Raw genomic sequence first — 19,299 nt, forward strand, 5'->3', positions numbered from 1 at the left:
ATGATGGCCTATAGCGAAGACCATATCGCGCTCGCCGCGGAATATGCGCTCGGCACCCTCGATGCCGACGAGCGCGCGCAGGTCGAAACCATGATGGCCGTCGACACGGAATTCACCGCCGTGGTCCAGGCGTGGGAGTACAGGCTCGGCGTCCTCAACCAGATGGTCGGCTCGGTCGAGCCGCGGCCGATCGTCTGGGAAAACATTCAACGCGCGATCGGACATGCCGGACCGCAGGTGCCGCTGGCGCTGCCGGAAGCGGCCGCTGCTCCGCCGCCGGAAGCCGCCGCGCCTCCGCCGCCGGCGGATTCGCTGATGGCCGAACTGACCGAGGCTGCTGATAATTCCAACGTCGTCCAGTTGTCCGGCCGGGTGAAGCGCTGGCGCAATCTGGCGTCGTTCGCGACGGCAGCCGCCGCGGCGCTGATCGCGATGCTCGGCCTGCAGGTCTATTCGCCGGACTCGCTGCCCAACGCGCTTCGTCCCAAGATCCGCACGCAAGTGGTCGAGGTCAAGACGCCGCCGCTGCCGGCGCCGACGTCGGCGCAATACGTGGCGATCTTGCAGGGGAACGGCGGCTCGCCGGCGTTCATCCTCACGGTCGACGCCGCCACAAAAAATTTCACCGTCCGCAAGGTCGGCGCCGCCGCCGAAGCCGGCAAGAGCTATGAGCTCTGGCTGGTCTCCGACAAGCTGCCGCAGCCGCGCTCGCTCGGCGTGATCGGCGGCAGCGAGTTCACCGCGCGCAACGTGCTCGCGTCCTACGACGCCGGCACGATCAACGCCGCGACCTACGCGGTGACGGTCGAGCAGGCCGGCGGATCGCGTGACGGCAAGCCAAACTTGCCGCCGGTCTTCGCCGGCAAGCTGATCGAGACAGTGCCGGCCTCTCGCTGACGCCTGCACGCTGAAGCTGCCTCCTCATGGTGAGGAGCGCGTCTTCGCGCGTCTCGAACCATGAAGGCCCATGCATCATCGATTGCGCCCGTGGCCATCCTTCGAGACGCCTGCTTCGCGGGCTCCTCCAGCGATGAGCTTACGCTCACGCGGGGATGAGGTCCGTGAGTTCCAATGGTGTGCCGGCAACTGACCCCCCATAAAGAGAAAACGCCCGTGGGGAGCGGGCGTTTTCGTAGTCAACTTGGGGGTAGTTGGGGTCTTCTAGTACTTCACGTGGCGACTTTGGGGGGCTGTAAAGAGCCGCGTGAATTCGTGAATTCCTGTTGTTAGCGCAATCCTTGTTTAGCGAACCACCGAATTGCCCGAGCTCGTGATCACGACCGGCTTGCCGGCCTTCATCACGCGGGTGCTCGCGGTCTGCTGGTAACCTTCGTCCGAAGTGGTGCGCGCCGAGATGCCGAAGCCGGCGACCAGGATGCCCACGACCAAAGCTACGACCACAATCTTGAGATGGGTCATGCGGTCTGCGCTGTAAATCGAGTGATTCATGGAAGTCTCCTGCCCGCCTTCCCCTGTGTCGAATTAGACGACCTCATCGACAAACAGGTTCAACGTCTCGGCACAGGAAACGTAGGAATTCGCTGTTTCGTTCCACAGATGCGATCACAAGGCGGTGAAAAGACTTGAACGGCCGCGATCAGCTGAGCGGCGATAGCTGCCTGAAATGACAAATAATAAAACAATTACAAATCATTAGTGCTGCAGTGGCATGTCGGAGCGGAAAATCGGCCACCTTGCCGGATTTTAACAAACCGTTTGCCTGTGGCGAAAACACCTCACGGCGCCGTTATTGATTTGCTCGGCGGAACAAAGGGCTGGGAGAGGGGCACGGTCCCTTCGCGGGCTATTGAACTCGCTCTCCCGCTCTAAACGCTGCCGACCGTTTTCAGCCGGGCGCGCGGGTGGATTTCGGCCTGCGACAGCACGGTGGTCTGGGCCCGGAACCGTTCCACCAGCGAGCGCACGAACGGGCGGATCGCCGCCGACGTCACCAGCACCGGCGCCTCGCCTTCCTGGGCGGCGCGCTCGAAGCTGACGCGCACCGCGGTCATGAACTCCGACAGCTTTGACGGCTGCATCGCGAGACTCCGGTCTTCGCCGCTGCCGACGATCGATTCGGCGAACGCCTGCTCCCAGCGCGCCGACAGCGCGATCAGCGGCAAATAGCCGTTGTAGGAGGTGTTCTGGGCGCAGATCTGGCGCGCCAGCCGGGCGCGGACATGCTCGACCATGGTGGCGGGGTTGCGCGAGAACGCCAGCGCGTCGGCAATGCCTTCCAGGATGGTGGAGAGGTCGCGGATCGAGATCCGCTCGGACAGCAGCAATTGCAGCACGCGCTGAATGCCCGACATGGTGACCTGGCTCGGCACGATGTCCTTGACCAGTTCGCCCTGTTCCTTCGGCAGGTCCTTGATCAGCTTCTGCACCTCGCCGTAGGACAGCAGGTCCGACATGTTGCTCTTCAACAGTTCGGTCAGATGCGTCGACAGCACGGTCGCGGCATCGACGACGGTATAGCCCTTCAGCGAGGCCTCTTCCTTCAGGCTGGCGTCGACCCAGGTCGCGGGCAATCCAAAGGTCGGCTCGATGGTGTGGATGCCGGGCACGCCGACCTGGTTGCCGGCGGGGTCCATGACCATGAACTGGTTCGGCCAGATTTTGCCGCTGCCGGCGTCGACTTCCTTGATCTTGATCATGTAGGTGTTGGCCTCGAGCTGGACGTTGTCGAGGATGCGCACCGCCGGCATCACAAAGCCCATTTCGACCGCGAGCGAACGGCGCAGCGCCTTGATCTGTTCGGTGAGGCGGTCGGTGCCGTCGGGGCCGTTGACCAGCGGCAGCAGCGCATAGCCGAGCTCGATCTTGAGATCGTCGATCTTGAGAGAGTTGGCGATCGGTTCTTCCGCCGCCGCACTGGCGGCGGCAGCGGCAATGTCGGGCGCGGCGAGCTCGGCAGCTTCGGCGGCCCTGGTGTCGCGGTTGCGGTTGCGCGCCTTCCAGGCCAGCGCCGCGGCGCCGCCGCCGAGCGCCAGGAACGGCAGCATCGGAATGCCCGGCAGCAAGGCCAGCACCAGCATGACGCCGGCCGACATGCCGAGCGCCTGCGGATAGCCGGACAGCTGCTTCATCAGCGCCTTGTCGGCGGCGCCGGTGATGCCGGCCTTGGAGACGAGCAGGCCCGCCGCAGTCGAGACGATCAGCGCCGGCACCTGGGTGACCAGGCCGTCGCCGACGGTCAGGATGGTGTAGGTGCGGGCGGCATCGCCAAAGCTCATGCCCTGCTGGGCGACGCCGATGATGATGCCGCCGATGACGTTGATGAAAACGATCAAAAGGCCGGCGATGGCGTCGCCGCGCACGAATTTCGAGGCGCCGTCCATGGCGCCGAAGAAGCCGCTTTCGTCTTCCAGTTCCTTGCGGCGCCGCTTGGCGGTGGCTTCGTCGATCAGGCCGGCGGACAGGTCGGCGTCGATCGCCATCTGCTTGCCGGGCATCGAGTCGAGCTGGAAGCGGGCGGCGACTTCGGCGATACGGCCCGAACCCTTGGTGATGACGATGAAGTTCACGATGACCAGGATCGCGAACACGATAATTCCGATCACGAAATTACCGCCCATCACGAAATTGCCGAAGGCTTCGATGACGTGGCCGGCCGCCGCCGTGCCCTCATGGCCGTGGCTCAGGATCAGCCGGGTCGAGGCCATGTTCAGCGACAGCCGCAGCATGGTCGAGATCAGAAGCACGGTCGGAAACGACGAGAATTCCAGCGGCGCCTGGATGAACAGCGCCGTCATCAGGATCAGGATCGATACCGTGATCGAGATCGCCAGGAACAGGTCGAGCACGATCGCGGGCAGCGGGAGGATCAGCACCACCAGGATGGTGAGGACGCCGAAGGCGAGGGCGAGATCGCCGCGCCGGAGCATGGTGCCGATTTCACTGAAGCTGGGGAAGCCGCCGCTTGCCCCTGTGCCCTGACCTGCCGTGACGTCGACCATGCTCGCAGCTCCTCGCGAATGGCGGCCGCGGCCGCCAGACGTCTTCGCGGCGGCCGAAGGGCCGCCGCTCCGTAAGTGAGGCACCGCACTGGCGTCCACGGGTTCCTCCCGTTCTACGCGGCTGACGACACTCGACTTCACTGGGCAAATTTTGCCCGGTGTATGGTTAGTAAAGGGTTAATTTCCGGATTTTGGGCTGGCGTTTAGCCCTCGGATTCGCCCCTCGTATCGGTGTCATACCCGCGCATGCGGGTATCCAGTACGCCGCGGCTTCTCGGTTCTTTCACCGGCGTCTCTGGAATACTGGGTCACCCGCCTGCGCGGGTGACGACAGCGGTGATGTGGCGCTCGCCTTCACCAAGCACACCTTCGCGATCCCGCGACGCAAGGCGCCCGGGTGGTTCAAACCGTTTCTCCCAAAAACGAGGGAGCAGGGAATGCCGGGTGCGCGCTGCACCCGCGGTCTCGTGTGCGATTGTGCAACAAGATGGTGCACACGAGCATACAGGGCAGCGGAGAGCATCCGACATTCCCTGCGCAATGGCTTTACGGCTTATATCGTGCTCTCCCCGGTGAGACGGCCTCTATTGCCACCGTCGCCCCTCGGAAGCGTTGGCTCCCGAAAGACTTGACGCCGTTACGGGCGTCAGGACCACACGACTTCACCGTACGCCTTTGTCGCGCCCGTCAAGCGCAACATCGGCGTCCACCACATCCCACCCCGCGTCCGGACGATCGCGATACGCCCCTCGCAGAGGGATGAGACGGGGGAGATATGCCAGGTGAGTCGGGGTCGTCGTCAAGGGGAATTTCCGTAAATCAGAAAATAACTCCCGGCCCGGCGCCGGTTCCAACAATCCTTTGAACCTTTAGCCCGTCCCCGCAGACAGATAGCTACCGGGGGATTGCACTTTCCGGGGCTAGCACAGCGCCACTAAGCATCATTCGGCTTTGGGGCGCTGTTGCCTGAGTGGCCTATTTTGAATCTGCGAGTGGCCTATTTCGGCCACTAGCCGTTCCTCTAAAGGAAAGGCCTATGACCGAAGGGCGACGCTTCAAACAAATCGACCCGCTCGACAAAAACCTGTTGAAGGAGGCCGAGCGTCGCTGGAGAGAGGCTCGAATGGCTCTGCCCGGGGTGGTGGAGCGCGACAGGCTTGCTCGCGAAGCGCGACTTGCAGAACCGGCCTCTAACAAGAGGGTTGCGGCACCCCGCCAGAAGGCTCTGACCAAAGCGTAGGGTCGGAGCACCTCAGTTGGCGGTTTCAATCCGCTGCAGCTAAATCTCAGGTGGCCAATTCTTGAAGCCCGCGACTCCTGGATCGACACGCGAAATTCTCGCATTGTCCTGACGGCGGCTCCTGAGCGAGAGCTTCAGTTGATGGGCCTTGAAAACGACACCGCCCACCGTTCGGTCCATGATCTCCGCAATTTTCGGAACCGGGTGACGCCGCGCCAGTTGCTTAAGGTGCTGAATGTCTTCGTCAGTCCAACGCCTGCCCATCGAAACTTACTCCATTAAAACATCGGTTCTGAAATCAGGAACAAGTGGCAAGTTTAGTTCATCTGAAACGGCATCCTGCGATCTCGAATTAGCCGCGGATAGGCGGCCCCAGTGCGCCTGGCGATGCAACTAGGGCCGCCATACCGCATGGCAATGGCGGTTGCCTGCGGGTTCCGCCAAGCTACCGCAACCTGTTTCGGTGGTTCCGAACTATTCTGGAGTACCACGGTTGGCGGCGCCGGCCCTCAGCCGAGGCGCGCGATTGATGGGGAATAAGTGGCACCGGCTTCGATCCCCAAGGGGGCCGATAATTTGCCGTAGATGCAGCGCCGCGCTTCAATGGTGCATGCCCCTCTCGCCCGCCACCCTCCCACTTGTTCTGAAACGTAAGAGCGAACAAGGGGGCGACCCGTCGTGGACCGCGGGGCACCCCCATTTTGGGCGAGACATTCTGAAACTTATGTTGGGGCCGCCCGTAGTTCTTTAAGCGGGCGGCCCCTATCGACCACTTCCAATTGCCCTGCCTCAAACAGAAGCCATAGCCGACACTCATCTTACGATTTGATCGCCCGCATGGTTTCAACGGAACTGCCGTTTTAAAAGAGACGGCCCCAGCGCCATCGGGGGGCAGCGCGCTGAGGCCGTCTGATATGTCCGTTCTCTCCTCCAGACATACGGCCTCAACGCCCGCAGTTGCGACTTGTTCCCGGTACAAATACCAAGTTTTCCCGAATCTCCTTTCCGGCAATGAACTCCGCTGTTAGGTTTTGGGTTGGCGCTCACCAAACCGCCGCCGGGAGCGCTTTGATTGGAGATTTTGCCTCCAACACACCTCCGTCCGCGCTCGCCTCCCGGACGGGGGTGTTGTCATCTGAAGGGGCTGGACTCTCGGATATCCAGTTTTCATTGTGCGTTGAGGTGAAGTCCATGTTGGATGAGGAATTCAAGAAGGAGCGCGCCCGAACAGTGCGCGGCTTGGCCGAGAGGGCGAACGATCCCTTCATCAAGGGGCGGCTTCTGGATTTGATATCACGATATGCGGACGGCGCTCAAAAACTCCCCCAAGGCTAACGCCCGTTGACCTGCAGTTCGAAAGCCGTGGCGCTGGATCAGAACGATAGAGTCTGCCGCGGGGCGGATTGAGCCGGAGGCGTACCGCTTTGGTTTCGACGCTGTCGCTATCCGGCCTACGCGCCACGCGCTCCAGGTTGTCCCAGCGCCGACGAAATGCGACCGGCGCATTTTGACATGAAGCAATTGCCCACCATATCCTTCCCCAGAACCGACAAAGGGCTGTGGCGATGTTTGAGTGGCTCAAGCAAGGCGCGCGAGGCGCTGTCAGTGCAGCTACAAAAGGCGTGACCGAAGCTGCCGTCGCCTTGAAGGCGTTGGCTGACAGCATGGCCAGGCGCGCGGCAGAGGCCGCCGATCTTGGCAAGCTGCTCGACATTCTCGATAAAATCCCGGGCGTCGATTTCGAAAGGCGGGAGCCGGATGCCGCCTACCTCGCAACGATGATGGCCGCCTTTCAAATGGGCGAACTGTCTCTCGTCGTTACCTGCACAGGCCCGAAATCGACGGATATCGACATCTTGCGCACGATGCCGTTGGCCGCTGCGGAGGCCGACGCGCTGGTCGGGTCACCCAAATTCAGCGCCACGGTGCTGGCCGAAGGGCAGGAAGGCCGCCCTGCCATCCAGATGCTCATGAACAAGGAAAATCTTGCGCAGAACTACCGTCACGTATCGGTGGATGCCCTGATCAAGGGTTTGATGAAACCTGTTGAAAACGTTCCTTTGGTCGGTGGCGTTTTGGCGGCCGCGTTGGGCCTTGTTGCACGTCCTATCGCCAGGCTTATTCTGGATATTATTTTTACACAGGCTGAAAACATCATCCGCTACGCGCGCGGCGGAAATGCCGTTCTCCCCGGTCCGACGGAGGAGCAACCTCATCTCCCGGGTCCGGTTGAGGAAAAACCTGATCCGGTAGCTGGGGCAGAGCAGAAGGAAAAACGGCCGTAGTGCTGATTGAGCCCAACGGGTTCGCGCAGAGCGCGGCCCGATGACAGGCTCCGGCGTAATCCGCCGTTTTGTTTTCGACCGAGATGACGCTGTCGCTGATCTACCCATCCAGCTAATTCGCCTTGGAACAAACTGGCTTGTCAGAGCGTCTGTTTGAAGCTTCCAGCCAGAAAGGTGCCCCCCCGACTGCTGGAGGAAAACCCGTACCGTTCGGGTTGGCGGCCCCCTCGTTGGGGCCGTTTAAAAATTCGGAAAGCGACGTTCGCGAACTCCCGTAGTTCTGCTGCCGTGAACGATGTTCCACCAAACGGGCATACGACCGTTCGCCGTCAAACCTAGTTGCGCAACGTTATGGCCTTCCTGTAGGTCGCGGGGTCATCGAGGATCCTGACCATGTACTCGGCCACATCAGCGCGGGTGGCTGTTGAGGTGACGTTCCAGCGCAGATCGGTGCCGGCCTTCAGGTTTCCGCGAGCGGGCTTGAATGTCAGCGTTGCCGGCCGAACGATCGTCCAATCGCAGTCACTCTTCCGAACAGCGGCTTCCTGCTTTTCCTTGTCGGCCATCACCTCCTTGAGTGCGAGCTTGACCAGGAAGCCTGCGCCGAAACTCCCGGTGCGGTAGCTCTCGCCGACACTCACCGAACTTTCGACGATGAGCCGGCCCCGGCCTCGAGGCATGGCGGCCAGAATGTTCCTGGTACCCACCGAGCAAACCGGGACGCCGGTCTGGCGTCGACCCCGATCGCCTTTCGCCTGAGGGATCGCCCCCAAGGTGCAGATGACCGCATCCGTCCCCTTGACCGCAGATGCCACCGAGGCCGGATCCATTGCATCGCCCTTGACGATCCGGAGTTTCGGATAGGTCAAGGGCATGCGCTTGATATCACGGACAAAGGCCGTGACGACGTGACCCGCGGACAGAGCGGACTCAACGACCAGCCTTCCTGTCGACCCCGTTGCACCAAAGACAACGACGTTCATCACACCCTCCCGTCGCGCGGGTTCGAAGCGCGACCGCCATGCGGAGCCTGGCTCATGTTTGTCTCCTGCTCACCGCCGCCTTACACGCGGCATCGACGACGCTACGTTGAGGCGTGTTTGCGGTCGATTGGGCCGAGGAAGAGGGGGAGCCATACCAAGGTGTCGGTCCGCAGGGCGGATCGAGCCGACCTGTCCACCGTCGCTCAAAGAGCGAAGGCGGAAGGCGTCATCCGCCATTTTGTATTTGAACGGCGGATCACGCTGCCGCAAATCCGCCCTAATAGATCGGCCGGACGAAACCGTTTTCCCGCGTCGCGAAGTCGTCCTGAAACAGACCGCCGGTAGCCTTTGTCAGGTCAAACAAGGGGAAGCTCAAACAAGGGGAACGGTCATGTTAGTCGCCATCCTCAATTCGATTTACCGCCATTTCATCACGGCAGCCATCGTTGGCATGGCAGTGACCCAGGGGAGCCGCCGATGACCGAGCTCGTAGCAGCCCTGTTGGCCTTCCTCAGCATCGGCGTTTTCGTGGCGCACGCGTTGGACGCCTATCGCACCGGCTAGGGCCGTTGGCGTAATCAGCGATTTTGTATCCGGTTCGAACGGCGGATCACGCCGCCGTTAATCCACCTTGCGCGCTGGCGAAGCGTAGCGGCCCGCTCACTCAGGGTGGCTTGTTGCGAGGTCGCGACGCTGCGTGACAGTGGTCACAGTCCGCGGGACAGCGCCGCGGCATACTCGCTCCAGATCAACGGCGACATATCGCCAAAACACGGAGCGGGACCATGCACAGCCAGACCTCGATCTTGAGCGATGCCGAACTCGACTTCGTGAGCGGCGGTGACAAGAACGCCAAGGGACAGACGGTGCCCCACAAGGAACCCAAGCCGCCCGTTGTCAATACACCGGTCGTGCCCGCTCTTTTGATCAAGTTCCACTTCTGACGACCCGCTCCGTGCGGGTCATGTCGCGTTCCTGATTCCGTGATCAGGAACGCCTCCAAAAGTGACTGAACTGATTTCCCCAGCCCTCCGACCTATCTAAAGGCGCCCGAATTCCCCTCTGCGAGGGTTAGATGGCCGAAGTCGTCCTGGAAGTAATCTGCCGCCTTCTTGCGATGCTGTTCGAGTTCGGCATCTATCTGCCACCGCTCAAACCAAAACCGGGCAAGCCGAGCGTCCCGCAAGTCCCTGCAAGAAGACTGTCCTGATTGAGATTGTCTGATATCCTCAGTCAGTACCGGACGCCTGGTCCCGGTCTACCCCGGAATTGCCCGAGAGACGGATTGACCGGCGGTCGCCGATGCGACATTTTGGTGACATTGATCGAAACGTATTTTTCCCGGTTGCAGATACTGACATGGATAACAGCGCCGAATATTGGCGGCGGGCGCTAGCGGCCCACGACCAAGCGCGACGGGCCACGAACGAGACGGACAGGGCTGCCTGGCGACGGATCGCCGAGAGCTTTACGACTCTCTTCCGGCAGGTTCAAAGTGAAGAAGCCGAAGAAGCAATGGCCGCTGTCGATTCCGTTGACGCAGCGACAAGCGGCGATGTCCTGAAGAACTAGCGCCCGGGCTATGTTGTTTCGAGCCGGACGGCGGATGACGCCGTCGCTGATCAGCCCTGCTGCGCTGCTATTTCTTCTTCCAGAAACGCGCGAGGATTTTGGGCCTGGGTCGCTTGCTGACAAGTCTGGACCCGCTTGGCGGCGATGCTTGCTTCCTGACCATCCAGCGATGCGTGATGTCGCACTTCGGGCAGTGCAAGGTTTGCAACTCAAATCCAGGCTGATCGGGCTGCGTACGAACGAGGGTCATGTCGCTTTGACAGGTAGGGCAATGCGCCGGTTCTCCAGCTTTCATTTTCCCAAGCCTTCCGAGGGAGCAACAGACAGTACGGTAGACCATAAGAAATTTGTGGCCACATCAAGAATTTGGATTTGAGGCCTGCCGACGCACTGGTTTCCGCTATGTGCACAAGTGGACAGACCAGCACTACCAGCAGCGTATTGTCGTGGCATCACCGCCCGGCCAGTGGCTTCCATCGGTGATGGACCGCCAGTTGCGCTCCCGCCTCCCTCAGGAATGGAGCAGCGCCATGCAGCGACGCAGTTTCAAACAGACCGCCCCGCTCGATCAACGCTTGACGGAAGAGGCAGAACGCCTGCGCAAGGAAGCGCGAGGCACCCCGCCGGGAGTTGCGCGCGACAAGCTCATTCGCCGGGCCCGACAGGCGGAGACGGCTTCGCACATGCAGGAATGGCTGGCGTCACCGGGCCTGCAGGCCCCGCGGTGACGCCCGAAGCCTGTGTCGATCAAGCCACGGCCTGACGTGCAGAAGCCAACGCCGATCCCGCGCACGTAACGCAGCCCCTGCGCCCAATGTTCACTTTTGAACATTGTTTGGGAACGAATCTTTCCAGCGTCACTTACCCTGCCGGAGGACTGCAACGCTGCAGCAGGGAGCGGTTGAAGTGGATCATGCGGTTACCATACTGGTCGTCGAGGACGACCAGCTTATCCAGGCCATCGTCGAAGATGCGCTTGCAGACGGCGGGTTCAAATCAGCCATCACCACATCCGGAGAGGAAGCCATTGCGCTTCTCCAGGGTGATGAAGCGCAATACCGGGCGGTCGTGACCGACATCAATCTGCTCGGAAGCCTGAATGGATGGCAAGTCGCTCGCGCGGCCAGAGAGACCGATCCGGCGATGCCGGTCATCTATATGACCGGCACTCACGAAGGAGAGTGGGCTTCCAAGGGCGTCCCCAACAGTGTTCTGCTCGCCAAACCCTTTGCCCCGGCGCAGCTTGTCACCGCCATTTCCAATTTGCTCAATGCCGGACCGCCGCCGACATAGGCGATGTGCCGCGGAAGCGGACCGATCTGCGCATCCGTGGCGCGCGGTATGGATGAGGAAGACAAGGCAGCGGCCGGTTGAGCGAACGCGGCCGGCGGGCCGGATCACATTCCCGGCGGATCAAGCCGCGACGGATTGCGCTTCCGGCCTGGCGGCCACCACGCCGGCGCGCCTGATATTCAGTATCTGCCATTTCGAAGTATCGAAACAATCGGCGGCCTTCGTCTCCGCGGCGGCGGCATCCGGTGCCTGAATGGCGATGTGGAATTTCCTCGCGCCGTCACTCAGCGTCAGTCTGAAAACCTGCATTCTTGGGTGCCCTCCATCTGATCAAAGGGTGGCGCGGGCAGGGTTAATTTTTCGTTACCGGCGTTTGGCCTGTCGCCGATCCGCCCATGCGCTACGGCTTTCTCCGGTCGCGCTTCCAACGCGCTGCACGCCGAGACCTTGCAACCCCTGGTTTGTTCGATACGATGCCGCCCGCGTCAACGGCACAGGTCGACGAAATGAACTGGGTGATCGGACTAGCGTTTGCAATCCCGGTGGTTTTGATCAACGGGTTCTTGCTGATGATGTATCCCGCGATCGTCGGCTTGGGTGGACCGTTTAACGCCATCCTCGCCTGCGGATTTCTCATCTCGCTGATCCCCGGATTGTTGGCGTTGCTGATCAGACGATTGAGCGCTCCACCGGCGCCGGCGCAGAAGGCGCCCGGCCAATAATCGAAGGCGCAATCCGCCATTTTTGTTTGCAGCAATGGCGGTGGGTGCGGCAATACACGCGCGCGGTCCAAGGAACGCGCGGCGTTCCGCTGAATTGGTTCTGCATTCAATATGTAGAGCTTCAAGACAGGGAAAGATTCATGGCCGGCAACGACGACAAGATTCGGCAGCGCGCATACGAACTTTGGGAGCAAAGCGGCAAGAAAGGTTCGGAGATGGATTTTTGGCTACAGGCAGAGAAGGAAATCGCCGAACGCGATAGTGCGCCCGTTCCCCCGCAAGACAGGTTGGAATAAGTCCCGAGGACGGATTCAGGACTGCACAAGGTTGGCGGCCTCTTTACTTGCCGTTAAGTCCCTGGCGCGACGATATTCGCATGAGGGTGTTGGCGGCCACGATCGTTGCTCTCCTTGTGCTCCATTTTGTGGACGAGCATTTCCATGGCTCGTACTATTCCCGCAGTGCGAAGGCCGTCATTTCTCACATGGCAAGATCGTCCGGTTAGGCCGATTTAGGTTTCTGTGAAGCTCGTCCGGGCTCCGGCGTCTTCTACCGTGTTCGGGGCGAACGGCGAATTGCGCTTTCGTCCATCCGCCGCAAGAGTTCCGGAAATGAAACTCCGCGCGATCGACGAGCAGCGGAACAAAGCCGCTCCGTCGGCGTAAAATCAGAATGGACGATTTGGAAAAGCACAAGGAAGAGGCCCTGGTCGTGATGTCACTGAGCACCGCGACGCTGATCGCGTGCTTTGGTATCGCGCTTGCGTTGCTCTAGCGCCGCGCGAAGCCTCCACCGTATCCTTCTCGCAACCCACGAACAGGCCAGAGCGGAACCGCTGGCCTGTTCGGCCTGAGTGGTCGAATTCCATCCTGGCAGCGTCGCCCCCTTGAGTTGCCTAGCGGGCAGACGAAGGCCGCAAATGTCGGGTAGATAACATTATCGCCGCGCCGTCCTGGGCATCTTTCGGTGACTGAGAGTTCGTCGCGCTCCCGCCTTTTCCGGAAGTGAGCGCCATGCGCGGTCATCGCGAAAATCAACTTTTGTCCCGGCTCGATCGCGCCACGTTCGCGCAGCTCGAACCGCACCTCGCCATCGCAGAGCTGCGTCAAGGTTTTGCGATCGCGGAAACCCATGCGCATGTCCAGAGGGTATACTTTCCGCACGGCGGCATCATTTCCTGCGTCGTCGAGTTGTCCAACGGCGGGCGGATCGAAACCGGCATGATCGGCAGGGACGGTCAGTACGGCGCAGGCCCCGCGATGGATCACAAGATCTCCCTGAACCATGTCGTGATGCTGGTTGCAGGGTCCGCTTCGGTTGTCGATGCCGACCGGCTGCGCGATCTCACCCAGGAGAATCCCAAGCTCCGGAAGACGCTGATGCACTATGAACAGTTCTTCCTCGCGCAGGTGCAACAGACCTGTGCGTGCAACGCGGTTCATGACGTCTATTCCCGCACCTGCAAATGGCTCCTGAGGATGCAACAACTCGTCGGCGACGACATGTCGCTGACGCAGGAATTTCTCGCCCAGATGATCGGCGTCCGCCGAACCAGCGTCACGGCAGTGGCGGGAAAATTACAGGACGCCGGATTGATCTCCTATTCGCGAGGCCGGGTTCACATCATCGACATTGCCAAGATTCAGCAGCGCACTTGCGAGTGCGATGCAGCCGTCAATTCGCACTACGCGCGCATCTTCGACAGCTGAGCTGCCGGCCGGGCGTGCGATTTTCCGATGCAATGCCGGCGCAACACGTCGCACGCTTCTCGCGCAGGCGAAAGCATGCCAGCAGCGGCCCGGGCACGGCGATAATTCAAAATGTCGGGCACCGGACAGACGATCCGGACGACCGCGATTAAAATCTCGCCAAGGGCGTTTTGTGTGAGGACAAAGGCCATGGTCCAGACGAGAAGACGGATCCAGCACACGGCCACTTTTGAGGAGCGGCTGGCGGAAGAGGCCCTGCGGTTCAAGGAAGCGGCTGAAGATCAACCTGCCGGCAGCATGGCCCGGGAGCTGCTCTTGCGCCGGGCGCAACAGGCTGAAGCAGCTTCACGCATGAACCGGTGGCTGTCGTCGCCAGGGTTGGCATCGCGCAAGTGATCGACCGCGCCCAAATCCGGAAGGTCAAGGCCGGCCGGGTCCAGGGTTGTGGTGCCATTCGCCAAGTGGAACCAAGGCGCGCCATGCTTGTGTTCCGGGGAAGGCGGGAGCGCAGTAGCGTCTCTCCGTCAACGATAAATACTTTGGGAATCGGGCGATGATGTTCCACGCTAACCGCCCTTTAGCCATTCGTCTGCTCGCTAGGCGAAGTCGGGAAAACTTGGCGGGCCCCTGGCGCCTCCTCGCTGACCGGCACAGCAACTTATTGCCAATGTGTATGTTGAGAAGCGTGTTCGCCTTGGTGGCTGAGAACCATGCCGCGATATTATTTTCACATCGATGAGCTGGACACCGATCCCGACGGCACCGAACTGCCCGACCTCGACGCCGCGCGACGGGAAGCGCTGCTCGCGGCGCGCGAATTGCTCGCCGAGTGGATCGTCCTCGCTATCGACGGCATGCCAACGAGGATTCTGATCGCGGACGAAGCAGGAAACGTGCTGGATACCGTCCATCTGCGCGACGCGCTGCCGCGTGCGCTGCGTGAGAAATAGAACCAGTATCTCATTGCGGCCTTTTCATTGAGCCTTGTCAGGCCGTCATTGCCAGGGAGGGCAAGGGCTGGCCGGAACGCCTTAAGCTTCGGGCCTGCCAGCGCGGCCCGTTCGGCTGCGGCGCACGAATTTCACCGTGCGCTAGGATGCAGAACCGTGTTATGTTGGGAGATTAGTGCGACCGGCATTGATTGCAGACAAGTATCGAATTTTTTCCGATGGAATACCGCGGCAAGAATTATCTGGTTTTCGAAGGCGACCAGCCCGATTCGTGGCGATGGGCGGTGACGCTTGACGACCACACCACCAAAACCGGCGAAACGAAAACGCGCAGCGAGGCCATCACGCAGGTGGTACTGGCCGTCGACCGGGCCCTTTCAAAATCGGGCAGCCGATGAACAGGGGCGCCAACGGGGCCGGCTAGACCGGCTCAGTAACCCCGGCGATAACGCCGCTCGCCCTGTCTCGGCGCTGCCGCACGAGCGTAAAACGGGTTGAGCTGGCACTGCGCAGCGCGGCCGGAAGCCGATGCCGCGCATTGGGCCATCGTATGATAGGTGCAATCTTCAAACGAACCGCCGCCCCACGGAACGACATGCGCACAAACTGGAAACGCCGGGTCATAGGTCTGCGCCGGAGCTTGTTCGGCTGCGGTAACCAGACCAATCGTTAGAAACGTCAAAGCCAGAATGCGCATCGGAACATCCCTCGAAATCGCCAACCGGAACAGCCTCGCGGGTTTACTGTCGAGGCCGCTTGCTGGAGCGTAATGTCTGCCGCCAAAGCCACGGCACAGACGCGCAACACAGTCACTGATACTAACGCGGCTTCTCCGGCTGCACGCCCTCGAATTTAGCCGCCTCGGTCAAGGCTTCGTTATCAGGCTTGAGCATCAACACGGATAAGGCCGCTTCAGTTGGGCGGCCTTTGTGATTCCGGTCACATTCCTGCAAGAACAGCCTCGGCACACTTGCTCCAGATCAACGGCGAGCCCTCGCCAAGCACCGAGCGGGACGATGCGCAAGATAGTCGGCTTCGTGATTCTCGCCCTGCTCGTTGCGGCGGCGATGCACCCCAACAACAGATATCATCCGCCGGCAGCGACCAGCCACGTCATCAACGCCCTGAACATCACCAGGAATTAATCCGCCCCAGGTTGAACTTTTCGAGGGGCTAGCCCGTCTATCTATCGAAAGCGATTGACAGCAATTCACGGAGTTTCGACCATGCGCCGCAATGTTTCCCTTGCCATTCTGGCAGCCGTTTCCGCCTTGACCGTCGTCGGATCGATGTCGCCAGCACCCGCAGCCGAGCGCATCCAGGATCGCTATTGCCTGCAAGGCCGCCAGTGGGGCTATCCCGGCAATTGCCAGTTCTCCAGCTATCAGCAGTGCATGGCGACCGCGTACGGGACCGACGCCTATTGTGGCATCAACCCCATGCACGCCTACGCCTACTATCCGCGCGGCCGTTACTACGACCGGTACTGATCTGCGCGCGGCCTGTTTCGGCCAGGGCCATAGGGCGGAGTGAGCCCATCGGGTCGCGCAAGGCGCGGCCCGATGAACAGGTGGCGCCGCCATCCTGTCTTGGGTTCGAACGGCGGATGGCGCTTCAGCTCATCCGCCTTGAGCGCTAGGACGCGTACTCATAAATGCGAGATGTTCGCTTCTTGGGGGTGAAGCAGACTTTCCAAGAAACTTCGGGACTTCGCCCTTTGACCCAATTGAGACATTAGTTCGCCGCCAGAACTGACATCGGCCCCTTCAAGTATGTTAGTCTGAGCCAGTACGATGCGCGGTATTCAGTCGTGGGGATCCATCCATCAAAAGGGTCACGTCATGAGCAAACGTGAAAATGAAGCAAGCAAGCTCCGTCCATCGGATAGGCCCCTGAACGAATACGAGCAGGAGCAAAAAGCGCTGCGCAAAAACCTAGAACGGCTCAAGGCTGAGCGACTGGCGAGAGAGGTTGCCAAGTCGAAGGACGGTTAGAAATCGGAACTCTGTAGCGGCGGGCCGGGCGGCCTCGGTAATTCCTCTATCGCCGGTCGGGGTCGCTTTCGGTTTCTTTGCCTTTACAGTCGCATTTTCGTTCCCACATTATTTGATAGGGCACAGGAGGCTGAGATGAAATCAGAGTTCTTCAGCATGTTCGGAATACCACCCACCGAATGCGAAATCGAAGCCCGCAAAGATGAATTGGGCGTGCCGCGACTGTGGTTTCGATCAACGGGAAATCCGCTGGTCGGCTTGGATTTGACTGGTGCTACCCAGCTTCAGCATTTGTTGACTGATGCCGGCGAAGCCAATCAGGCGAACGAAATTGGTCAACACATCGCCAAAGCGCAGCACCTTCGATAATTGTTTTTCAGGGGTGATCCTGCAGATAGCAGTCAGCCCGAGGGGGTGCCTTTAGGGCCTCGGGGCATTACGCAACTTCTCCTGGGCCGCCTTATATTCGTCTTCGAGGGGCAGTTTGTCGAAATCGGGCTTGTAGCCGTTCTTCTCGTATGTCGACCTAGGTATCGGGATGGAAACGCCGTCGTATTCAACCTGAGCCGACTGATCTGGTGTTTTAAATAATCCGGTAGGCATGATGCCAGCCCTCCTTGCGTTGGCTTAAGCATATCACGAGGACCTGATCGCCCCGGCTCACCCAAACAAAAAGACCACCGGAGACCGGCGGTCCTTTCGTTTACAGTTGGGATTGATGCGCTCGACTTTGCTCTAGCCTTAGACAGTGGCCGCTATGGGTCTCTTATGTCTCTTGTTGGTGCTAGCCGGTGCGAGAACCTATCGATCAAACCTAACTTTCTTAGAACTGGGCGCGGCTCAAGGAAGATCAAGTGAGGGATGCTGACCTAGCCCCTTGCCGTCCGCGCGGCCAAACCTATGTCTGCCTTGGCTGATGCCCCCAATCGTCGCGCAGCGCCGGACTTTGCGCTCAATTTCGAGCGTCTGAAGTCGATGCGAGACGCCGCCGGGCCGCTGGGGTTGTCGCTTGTCCCGGCCGAAGCACGCGGACTGGACGCACTTGAACAAGCGTTCGCGACGATGATAGGGGAGCGCGCGCAAGCGCTCACCGTTCTAAGTGATGGTGGTGCTGTTCAACTGTCTTCTCGATCGGCGATGTCCGCTGATCGGGGAAGAGCGGAAGTTCGCGGCGCGCTGTAAAAGTGACGCGATTGACCCACTGCGGACATCGCTCATCCAGAAAGGACTCTTTCTCGCTATGCATTATATAACCCATAGCTTCAGCGGACCGGAAACGCGCTCTACGCTGTGCGGCGCGACTCTGTCGTGACACTTCCGGAAATAGGGCGTAGCCATGCGTGCGCTGATGAGCGGGCCAAAGCGCCTTGAGATAAACTCCCGAATGGCGGCAGGAACGGCGACCGGCTGATCAAAGATCGTCCGCCGCGTGCCAGCTGGCGCAGCGACCCCGGCGCGCAGTCGCGCAAGGCTCCGATCAGAAACTCAATGGGGGTGTTCTCAAAGAAGGAGGACTTCCATGAAACTTCGCGCAACATTGTTCTTTGCGGCCGCACTTGGCGGCGTCGCTGCCGTGGTTGCCCCTGCTACAACGGCCGCGGCTGAGCCCAACAGCCAGATCACCATCCTCTATGACGCTTTCGGCACCGATGCCGCAATGAAGAAGGACTGGGGCTTCTCCGCGCTCGTGGAGGTCGCCGGTAAACGGATCTTGTTCGACACTGGCAACGATCCAGACATCTTCGCAGCCAACGTCAAGGCGAAGGGTGTTGACCTCACCAACATCGATTTCGTCGTCCTGTCGCACCGGCACTCCGATCACATGGCTGGCCTAAATCATGTTCTGAGCGTGAATCCGACGGTGAAGATCTACGCACCCAGAGAAGGGTTCGGCATTTACGGCTCGTCGCTGCCATCGAGCTTCTACCGAAAGGACGAATCGTTGCCGACCGAGATGCGCTACTACGATGGCAGGCCGCCGGAAGTCATGAAATTCGGCACCGCCTGGCGGGGAGCCAACATCGAGCTAGTAGACAAAACGACGGAAATCGCCCCAGGCATTACCCTGATAGCACTGGTGTCCGACGCCCCCGGCACGAGGGAGCTCAAAGAGTTGTCCTTAGCGGTCAACACCTCGGACGGCGTAGTGCTCGTGGTCGGCTGCGCGCACCCGGGGGTCGAAAAGATCGTCGAGGCGGCGGCGACCATCAATCCTAAAATTGGTCTGATCGCCGGCGGCTTCCACCTCGTCGTCGCAGCGGACGAGGTCATTACCAAGTCCGTGGCAGCGCTCAAGGATACGTTCAAGGTAGAGAACATCGCTCCGGGCCACTGCACTGGTGAGCCGACCTTCGCTGCGTTGAAGCAGGCCTTCGGTGACCGCTACCTTTATGCGGGCGTTGGCACCTCGCTGCCGTTGGGACCAAGTACGGGCTCAGTCGGGCGACGGGGCGAGGGGCCCGTGTTCCAAGAGGACGACCTCATCACCTATCGGAAGCTCGCCCGCCGCGAAGACCCCTTCGGCATTCTCCACGCGCGAAATCAACGCTCAAAGCTTTCGCACCAGTGAAGGCGCGTAACCAACTGAGCACG

General features: G+C 60.6%; 25 protein-coding genes. 19 read left to right on the top strand and 6 right to left on the bottom strand.

Going from position 1 to position 19,299, the window contains the following annotated elements:
* The first annotated feature begins 3 nt into the window (after nucleotides 1-3).
* Nucleotides 4-897 (top strand): anti-sigma factor, encoded by an 894-nt coding sequence (locus ABIE49_RS28025; protein ID WP_192739891.1) that lies wholly within the window; start codon nucleotides 4-6, stop codon nucleotides 895-897.
* 345 nt (nucleotides 898-1,242) lie between these two features.
* Here the strand turns inward: ABIE49_RS28025 and ABIE49_RS28030 are convergent, their stop codons facing one another.
* Together ABIE49_RS28030 and flhA are read right to left on the bottom strand one after the other, a co-directional pair.
* On the bottom strand, nucleotides 1,243-1,449 hold the full coding sequence (locus ABIE49_RS28030; RefSeq protein WP_192739892.1) for a hypothetical protein: 207 nt from the start codon (nucleotides 1,447-1,449) through the stop codon (nucleotides 1,243-1,245).
* Between the two features lie 377 nt (nucleotides 1,450-1,826).
* The gene (flhA, locus tag ABIE49_RS28035) at nucleotides 1,827-3,959 is read right to left on the bottom strand and encodes a flagellar biosynthesis protein FlhA (protein WP_192739893.1); all 2,133 of its coding nucleotides are present in this window, start codon (nucleotides 3,957-3,959) and stop codon (nucleotides 1,827-1,829) included.
* A gap of 1,036 nt (nucleotides 3,960-4,995) precedes the next feature.
* Here flhA and ABIE49_RS28040 point away from each other — a divergent pair.
* Nucleotides 4,996-5,199, top strand: a complete 204-nt coding sequence (locus ABIE49_RS28040) for a hypothetical protein (protein ID WP_192739894.1) — start codon at nucleotides 4,996-4,998, stop codon at nucleotides 5,197-5,199.
* A gap of 1,565 nt (nucleotides 5,200-6,764) precedes the next feature.
* Nucleotides 6,765-7,484: a hypothetical protein gene (locus ABIE49_RS28045; protein ID WP_192739895.1), complete on the top strand. Its 720-nt coding sequence runs from the start codon at nucleotides 6,765-6,767 to the stop codon at nucleotides 7,482-7,484.
* 335 nt (nucleotides 7,485-7,819) lie between these two features.
* On the opposite strand, the gene ABIE49_RS28050 is transcribed toward ABIE49_RS28045, so the two are convergent.
* The gene (locus ABIE49_RS28050) at nucleotides 7,820-8,467 is read right to left on the bottom strand and encodes an NAD(P)-dependent oxidoreductase (protein WP_192739896.1); all 648 of its coding nucleotides are present in this window, start codon (nucleotides 8,465-8,467) and stop codon (nucleotides 7,820-7,822) included.
* 785 nt (nucleotides 8,468-9,252) lie between these two features.
* Between ABIE49_RS28050 and ABIE49_RS28055 the strand changes: the two genes are divergently transcribed.
* The 5 genes from ABIE49_RS28055 to ABIE49_RS28075 all read left to right on the top strand — a co-directional run bounded on the left by ABIE49_RS28055 (nucleotide 9,253) and on the right by ABIE49_RS28075 (nucleotide 11,332).
* On the top strand, nucleotides 9,253-9,411 hold the full coding sequence (locus ABIE49_RS28055) for a hypothetical protein (RefSeq protein ID WP_192739897.1): 159 nt from the start codon (nucleotides 9,253-9,255) through the stop codon (nucleotides 9,409-9,411).
* Between the two features lie 131 nt (nucleotides 9,412-9,542).
* A complete protein-coding gene (locus tag ABIE49_RS28060; protein WP_354067008.1) occupies nucleotides 9,543-9,677 on the top strand; it encodes a hypothetical protein in 135 nt (44 codons plus the stop codon).
* Nucleotides 9,678-9,769: 92 nt separating this feature from the next.
* Entirely contained in the window at nucleotides 9,770-10,039 is a 270-nt protein-coding gene (locus ABIE49_RS28065) for a hypothetical protein (RefSeq protein WP_192739898.1), read from the top strand.
* Between the two features lie 530 nt (nucleotides 10,040-10,569).
* Nucleotides 10,570-10,767, top strand: a complete 198-nt coding sequence (locus ABIE49_RS28070; protein ID WP_192739899.1) for a hypothetical protein — start codon at nucleotides 10,570-10,572, stop codon at nucleotides 10,765-10,767.
* 178 nt (nucleotides 10,768-10,945) lie between these two features.
* Nucleotides 10,946-11,332 carry a response regulator gene (locus ABIE49_RS28075; protein WP_192739900.1) on the top strand — a complete coding sequence of 129 codons (387 nt, stop codon included), beginning with the start codon at nucleotides 10,946-10,948 and terminating at the stop codon, nucleotides 11,330-11,332.
* 120 nt (nucleotides 11,333-11,452) lie between these two features.
* Here ABIE49_RS28075 and ABIE49_RS28080 read toward each other — a convergent pair whose 3' ends face one another.
* Nucleotides 11,453-11,641: a hypothetical protein gene (locus ABIE49_RS28080; RefSeq protein ID WP_192739901.1), complete on the bottom strand. Its 189-nt coding sequence runs from the start codon at nucleotides 11,639-11,641 to the stop codon at nucleotides 11,453-11,455.
* Nucleotides 11,642-11,732: 91 nt separating this feature from the next.
* Nucleotides 11,733-12,179: a hypothetical protein gene (locus ABIE49_RS28085; protein ID WP_192739902.1), complete on the bottom strand. Its 447-nt coding sequence runs from the start codon at nucleotides 12,177-12,179 to the stop codon at nucleotides 11,733-11,735.
* Nucleotides 12,180-12,194: 15 nt separating this feature from the next.
* On the opposite strand from ABIE49_RS28085, the gene ABIE49_RS28090 reads away from it, so the two are divergent.
* The 5 genes from ABIE49_RS28090 to ABIE49_RS28110 all read left to right on the top strand — a co-directional run bounded on the left by ABIE49_RS28090 (nucleotide 12,195) and on the right by ABIE49_RS28110 (nucleotide 15,111).
* On the top strand, nucleotides 12,195-12,350 hold the full coding sequence (locus tag ABIE49_RS28090; RefSeq protein ID WP_192739903.1) for a DUF2934 domain-containing protein: 156 nt from the start codon (nucleotides 12,195-12,197) through the stop codon (nucleotides 12,348-12,350).
* 717 nt (nucleotides 12,351-13,067) lie between these two features.
* The gene (locus ABIE49_RS28095; protein WP_192739904.1) at nucleotides 13,068-13,763 is read left to right on the top strand and encodes a Crp/Fnr family transcriptional regulator; all 696 of its coding nucleotides are present in this window, start codon (nucleotides 13,068-13,070) and stop codon (nucleotides 13,761-13,763) included.
* Nucleotides 13,764-13,952: 189 nt separating this feature from the next.
* On the top strand, nucleotides 13,953-14,159 hold the full coding sequence (locus ABIE49_RS28100) for a hypothetical protein (protein ID WP_192739905.1): 207 nt from the start codon (nucleotides 13,953-13,955) through the stop codon (nucleotides 14,157-14,159).
* Between the two features lie 314 nt (nucleotides 14,160-14,473).
* A complete protein-coding gene (locus tag ABIE49_RS28105) occupies nucleotides 14,474-14,713 on the top strand; it encodes a DUF6894 family protein (RefSeq protein ID WP_192739906.1) in 240 nt (79 codons plus the stop codon).
* A gap of 218 nt (nucleotides 14,714-14,931) precedes the next feature.
* Nucleotides 14,932-15,111, top strand: coding sequence for a hypothetical protein (locus ABIE49_RS28110; protein WP_192739907.1), 180 nt, complete (start codon nucleotides 14,932-14,934; stop codon nucleotides 15,109-15,111).
* A 32-nt stretch (nucleotides 15,112-15,143) separates the two neighbouring features.
* On the opposite strand, the gene ABIE49_RS28115 is transcribed toward ABIE49_RS28110, so the two are convergent.
* Nucleotides 15,144-15,410: a DUF3551 domain-containing protein gene (locus ABIE49_RS28115; RefSeq protein WP_192739908.1), complete on the bottom strand. Its 267-nt coding sequence runs from the start codon at nucleotides 15,408-15,410 to the stop codon at nucleotides 15,144-15,146.
* A gap of 319 nt (nucleotides 15,411-15,729) precedes the next feature.
* On the opposite strand from ABIE49_RS28115, the gene ABIE49_RS28120 reads away from it, so the two are divergent.
* The 6 genes from ABIE49_RS28120 (at nucleotide 15,730) to ABIE49_RS28145 (ending at nucleotide 19,276) form a co-directional block, all read left to right on the top strand.
* A complete protein-coding gene (locus ABIE49_RS28120; RefSeq protein WP_354067009.1) occupies nucleotides 15,730-15,858 on the top strand; it encodes a hypothetical protein in 129 nt (42 codons plus the stop codon).
* A gap of 81 nt (nucleotides 15,859-15,939) precedes the next feature.
* Nucleotides 15,940-16,203: a DUF3551 domain-containing protein gene (locus tag ABIE49_RS28125; RefSeq protein ID WP_192739909.1), complete on the top strand. Its 264-nt coding sequence runs from the start codon at nucleotides 15,940-15,942 to the stop codon at nucleotides 16,201-16,203.
* Between the two features lie 351 nt (nucleotides 16,204-16,554).
* The gene (locus ABIE49_RS28130) at nucleotides 16,555-16,707 is read left to right on the top strand and encodes a hypothetical protein (protein ID WP_192739910.1); all 153 of its coding nucleotides are present in this window, start codon (nucleotides 16,555-16,557) and stop codon (nucleotides 16,705-16,707) included.
* A gap of 135 nt (nucleotides 16,708-16,842) precedes the next feature.
* Nucleotides 16,843-17,076 carry a hypothetical protein gene (locus ABIE49_RS28135; protein ID WP_108522855.1) on the top strand — a complete coding sequence of 78 codons (234 nt, stop codon included), beginning with the start codon at nucleotides 16,843-16,845 and terminating at the stop codon, nucleotides 17,074-17,076.
* A gap of 531 nt (nucleotides 17,077-17,607) precedes the next feature.
* Nucleotides 17,608-17,889: a hypothetical protein gene (locus tag ABIE49_RS28140; RefSeq protein ID WP_192739911.1), complete on the top strand. Its 282-nt coding sequence runs from the start codon at nucleotides 17,608-17,610 to the stop codon at nucleotides 17,887-17,889.
* 337 nt (nucleotides 17,890-18,226) lie between these two features.
* Nucleotides 18,227-19,276, top strand: a complete 1,050-nt coding sequence (locus ABIE49_RS28145; RefSeq protein ID WP_192739912.1) for an MBL fold metallo-hydrolase — start codon at nucleotides 18,227-18,229, stop codon at nucleotides 19,274-19,276.
* The last annotated feature ends 23 nt before the right edge of the window (nucleotides 19,277-19,299 follow it).

The sequence above is a fragment of the Bradyrhizobium sp. OAE829 genome (genome assembly GCF_040546575.1).
GTDB lineage: Bacteria > Pseudomonadota > Alphaproteobacteria > Rhizobiales > Xanthobacteraceae > Bradyrhizobium.

What these genes read in the sequence shown, in the direction of transcription:
- ABIE49_RS28025 (WP_192739891.1), top strand. Translation starts at nt 4, where the DNA reads ATGGCCTATAGCGAAGACCATATCGCGCTCGCCGCGGAATATGCGCTC.
- ABIE49_RS28030 (WP_192739892.1), bottom strand. Translation starts at nt 1,449, where the DNA reads ATGAATCACTCGATTTACAGCGCAGACCGCATGACCCATCTCAAGATT.
- flhA (WP_192739893.1), bottom strand. Translation starts at nt 3,959, where the DNA reads ATGGTCGACGTCACGGCAGGTCAGGGCACAGGGGCAAGCGGCGGCTTC.
- ABIE49_RS28040 (WP_192739894.1), top strand. Translation starts at nt 4,996, where the DNA reads ATGACCGAAGGGCGACGCTTCAAACAAATCGACCCGCTCGACAAAAAC.
- ABIE49_RS28045 (WP_192739895.1), top strand. Translation starts at nt 6,765, where the DNA reads ATGTTTGAGTGGCTCAAGCAAGGCGCGCGAGGCGCTGTCAGTGCAGCT.
- ABIE49_RS28050 (WP_192739896.1), bottom strand. Translation starts at nt 8,467, where the DNA reads ATGAACGTCGTTGTCTTTGGTGCAACGGGGTCGACAGGAAGGCTGGTC.
- ABIE49_RS28055 (WP_192739897.1), top strand. Translation starts at nt 9,253, where the DNA reads ATGCACAGCCAGACCTCGATCTTGAGCGATGCCGAACTCGACTTCGTG.
- ABIE49_RS28060 (WP_354067008.1), top strand. Translation starts at nt 9,543, where the DNA reads ATGGCCGAAGTCGTCCTGGAAGTAATCTGCCGCCTTCTTGCGATGCTG.
- ABIE49_RS28065 (WP_192739898.1), top strand. Translation starts at nt 9,770, where the DNA reads ATGCGACATTTTGGTGACATTGATCGAAACGTATTTTTCCCGGTTGCA.
- ABIE49_RS28070 (WP_192739899.1), top strand. Translation starts at nt 10,570, where the DNA reads ATGCAGCGACGCAGTTTCAAACAGACCGCCCCGCTCGATCAACGCTTG.
- ABIE49_RS28080 (WP_192739901.1), bottom strand. Translation starts at nt 11,641, where the DNA reads ATGCAGGTTTTCAGACTGACGCTGAGTGACGGCGCGAGGAAATTCCAC.
- ABIE49_RS28090 (WP_192739903.1), top strand. Translation starts at nt 12,195, where the DNA reads ATGGCCGGCAACGACGACAAGATTCGGCAGCGCGCATACGAACTTTGG.
- ABIE49_RS28095 (WP_192739904.1), top strand. Translation starts at nt 13,068, where the DNA reads ATGCGCGGTCATCGCGAAAATCAACTTTTGTCCCGGCTCGATCGCGCC.
- ABIE49_RS28100 (WP_192739905.1), top strand. Translation starts at nt 13,953, where the DNA reads ATGGTCCAGACGAGAAGACGGATCCAGCACACGGCCACTTTTGAGGAG.
- ABIE49_RS28105 (WP_192739906.1), top strand. Translation starts at nt 14,474, where the DNA reads ATGCCGCGATATTATTTTCACATCGATGAGCTGGACACCGATCCCGAC.
- ABIE49_RS28110 (WP_192739907.1), top strand. Translation starts at nt 14,932, where the DNA reads ATGGAATACCGCGGCAAGAATTATCTGGTTTTCGAAGGCGACCAGCCC.
- ABIE49_RS28115 (WP_192739908.1), bottom strand. Translation starts at nt 15,410, where the DNA reads ATGCGCATTCTGGCTTTGACGTTTCTAACGATTGGTCTGGTTACCGCA.
- ABIE49_RS28120 (WP_354067009.1), top strand. Translation starts at nt 15,730, where the DNA reads ATGCGCAAGATAGTCGGCTTCGTGATTCTCGCCCTGCTCGTTGCGGCG.
- ABIE49_RS28125 (WP_192739909.1), top strand. Translation starts at nt 15,940, where the DNA reads ATGCGCCGCAATGTTTCCCTTGCCATTCTGGCAGCCGTTTCCGCCTTG.
- ABIE49_RS28130 (WP_192739910.1), top strand. Translation starts at nt 16,555, where the DNA reads ATGAGCAAACGTGAAAATGAAGCAAGCAAGCTCCGTCCATCGGATAGG.
- ABIE49_RS28135 (WP_108522855.1), top strand. Translation starts at nt 16,843, where the DNA reads ATGAAATCAGAGTTCTTCAGCATGTTCGGAATACCACCCACCGAATGC.
- ABIE49_RS28140 (WP_192739911.1), top strand. Translation starts at nt 17,608, where the DNA reads ATGTCTGCCTTGGCTGATGCCCCCAATCGTCGCGCAGCGCCGGACTTT.
- ABIE49_RS28145 (WP_192739912.1), top strand. Translation starts at nt 18,227, where the DNA reads ATGAAACTTCGCGCAACATTGTTCTTTGCGGCCGCACTTGGCGGCGTC.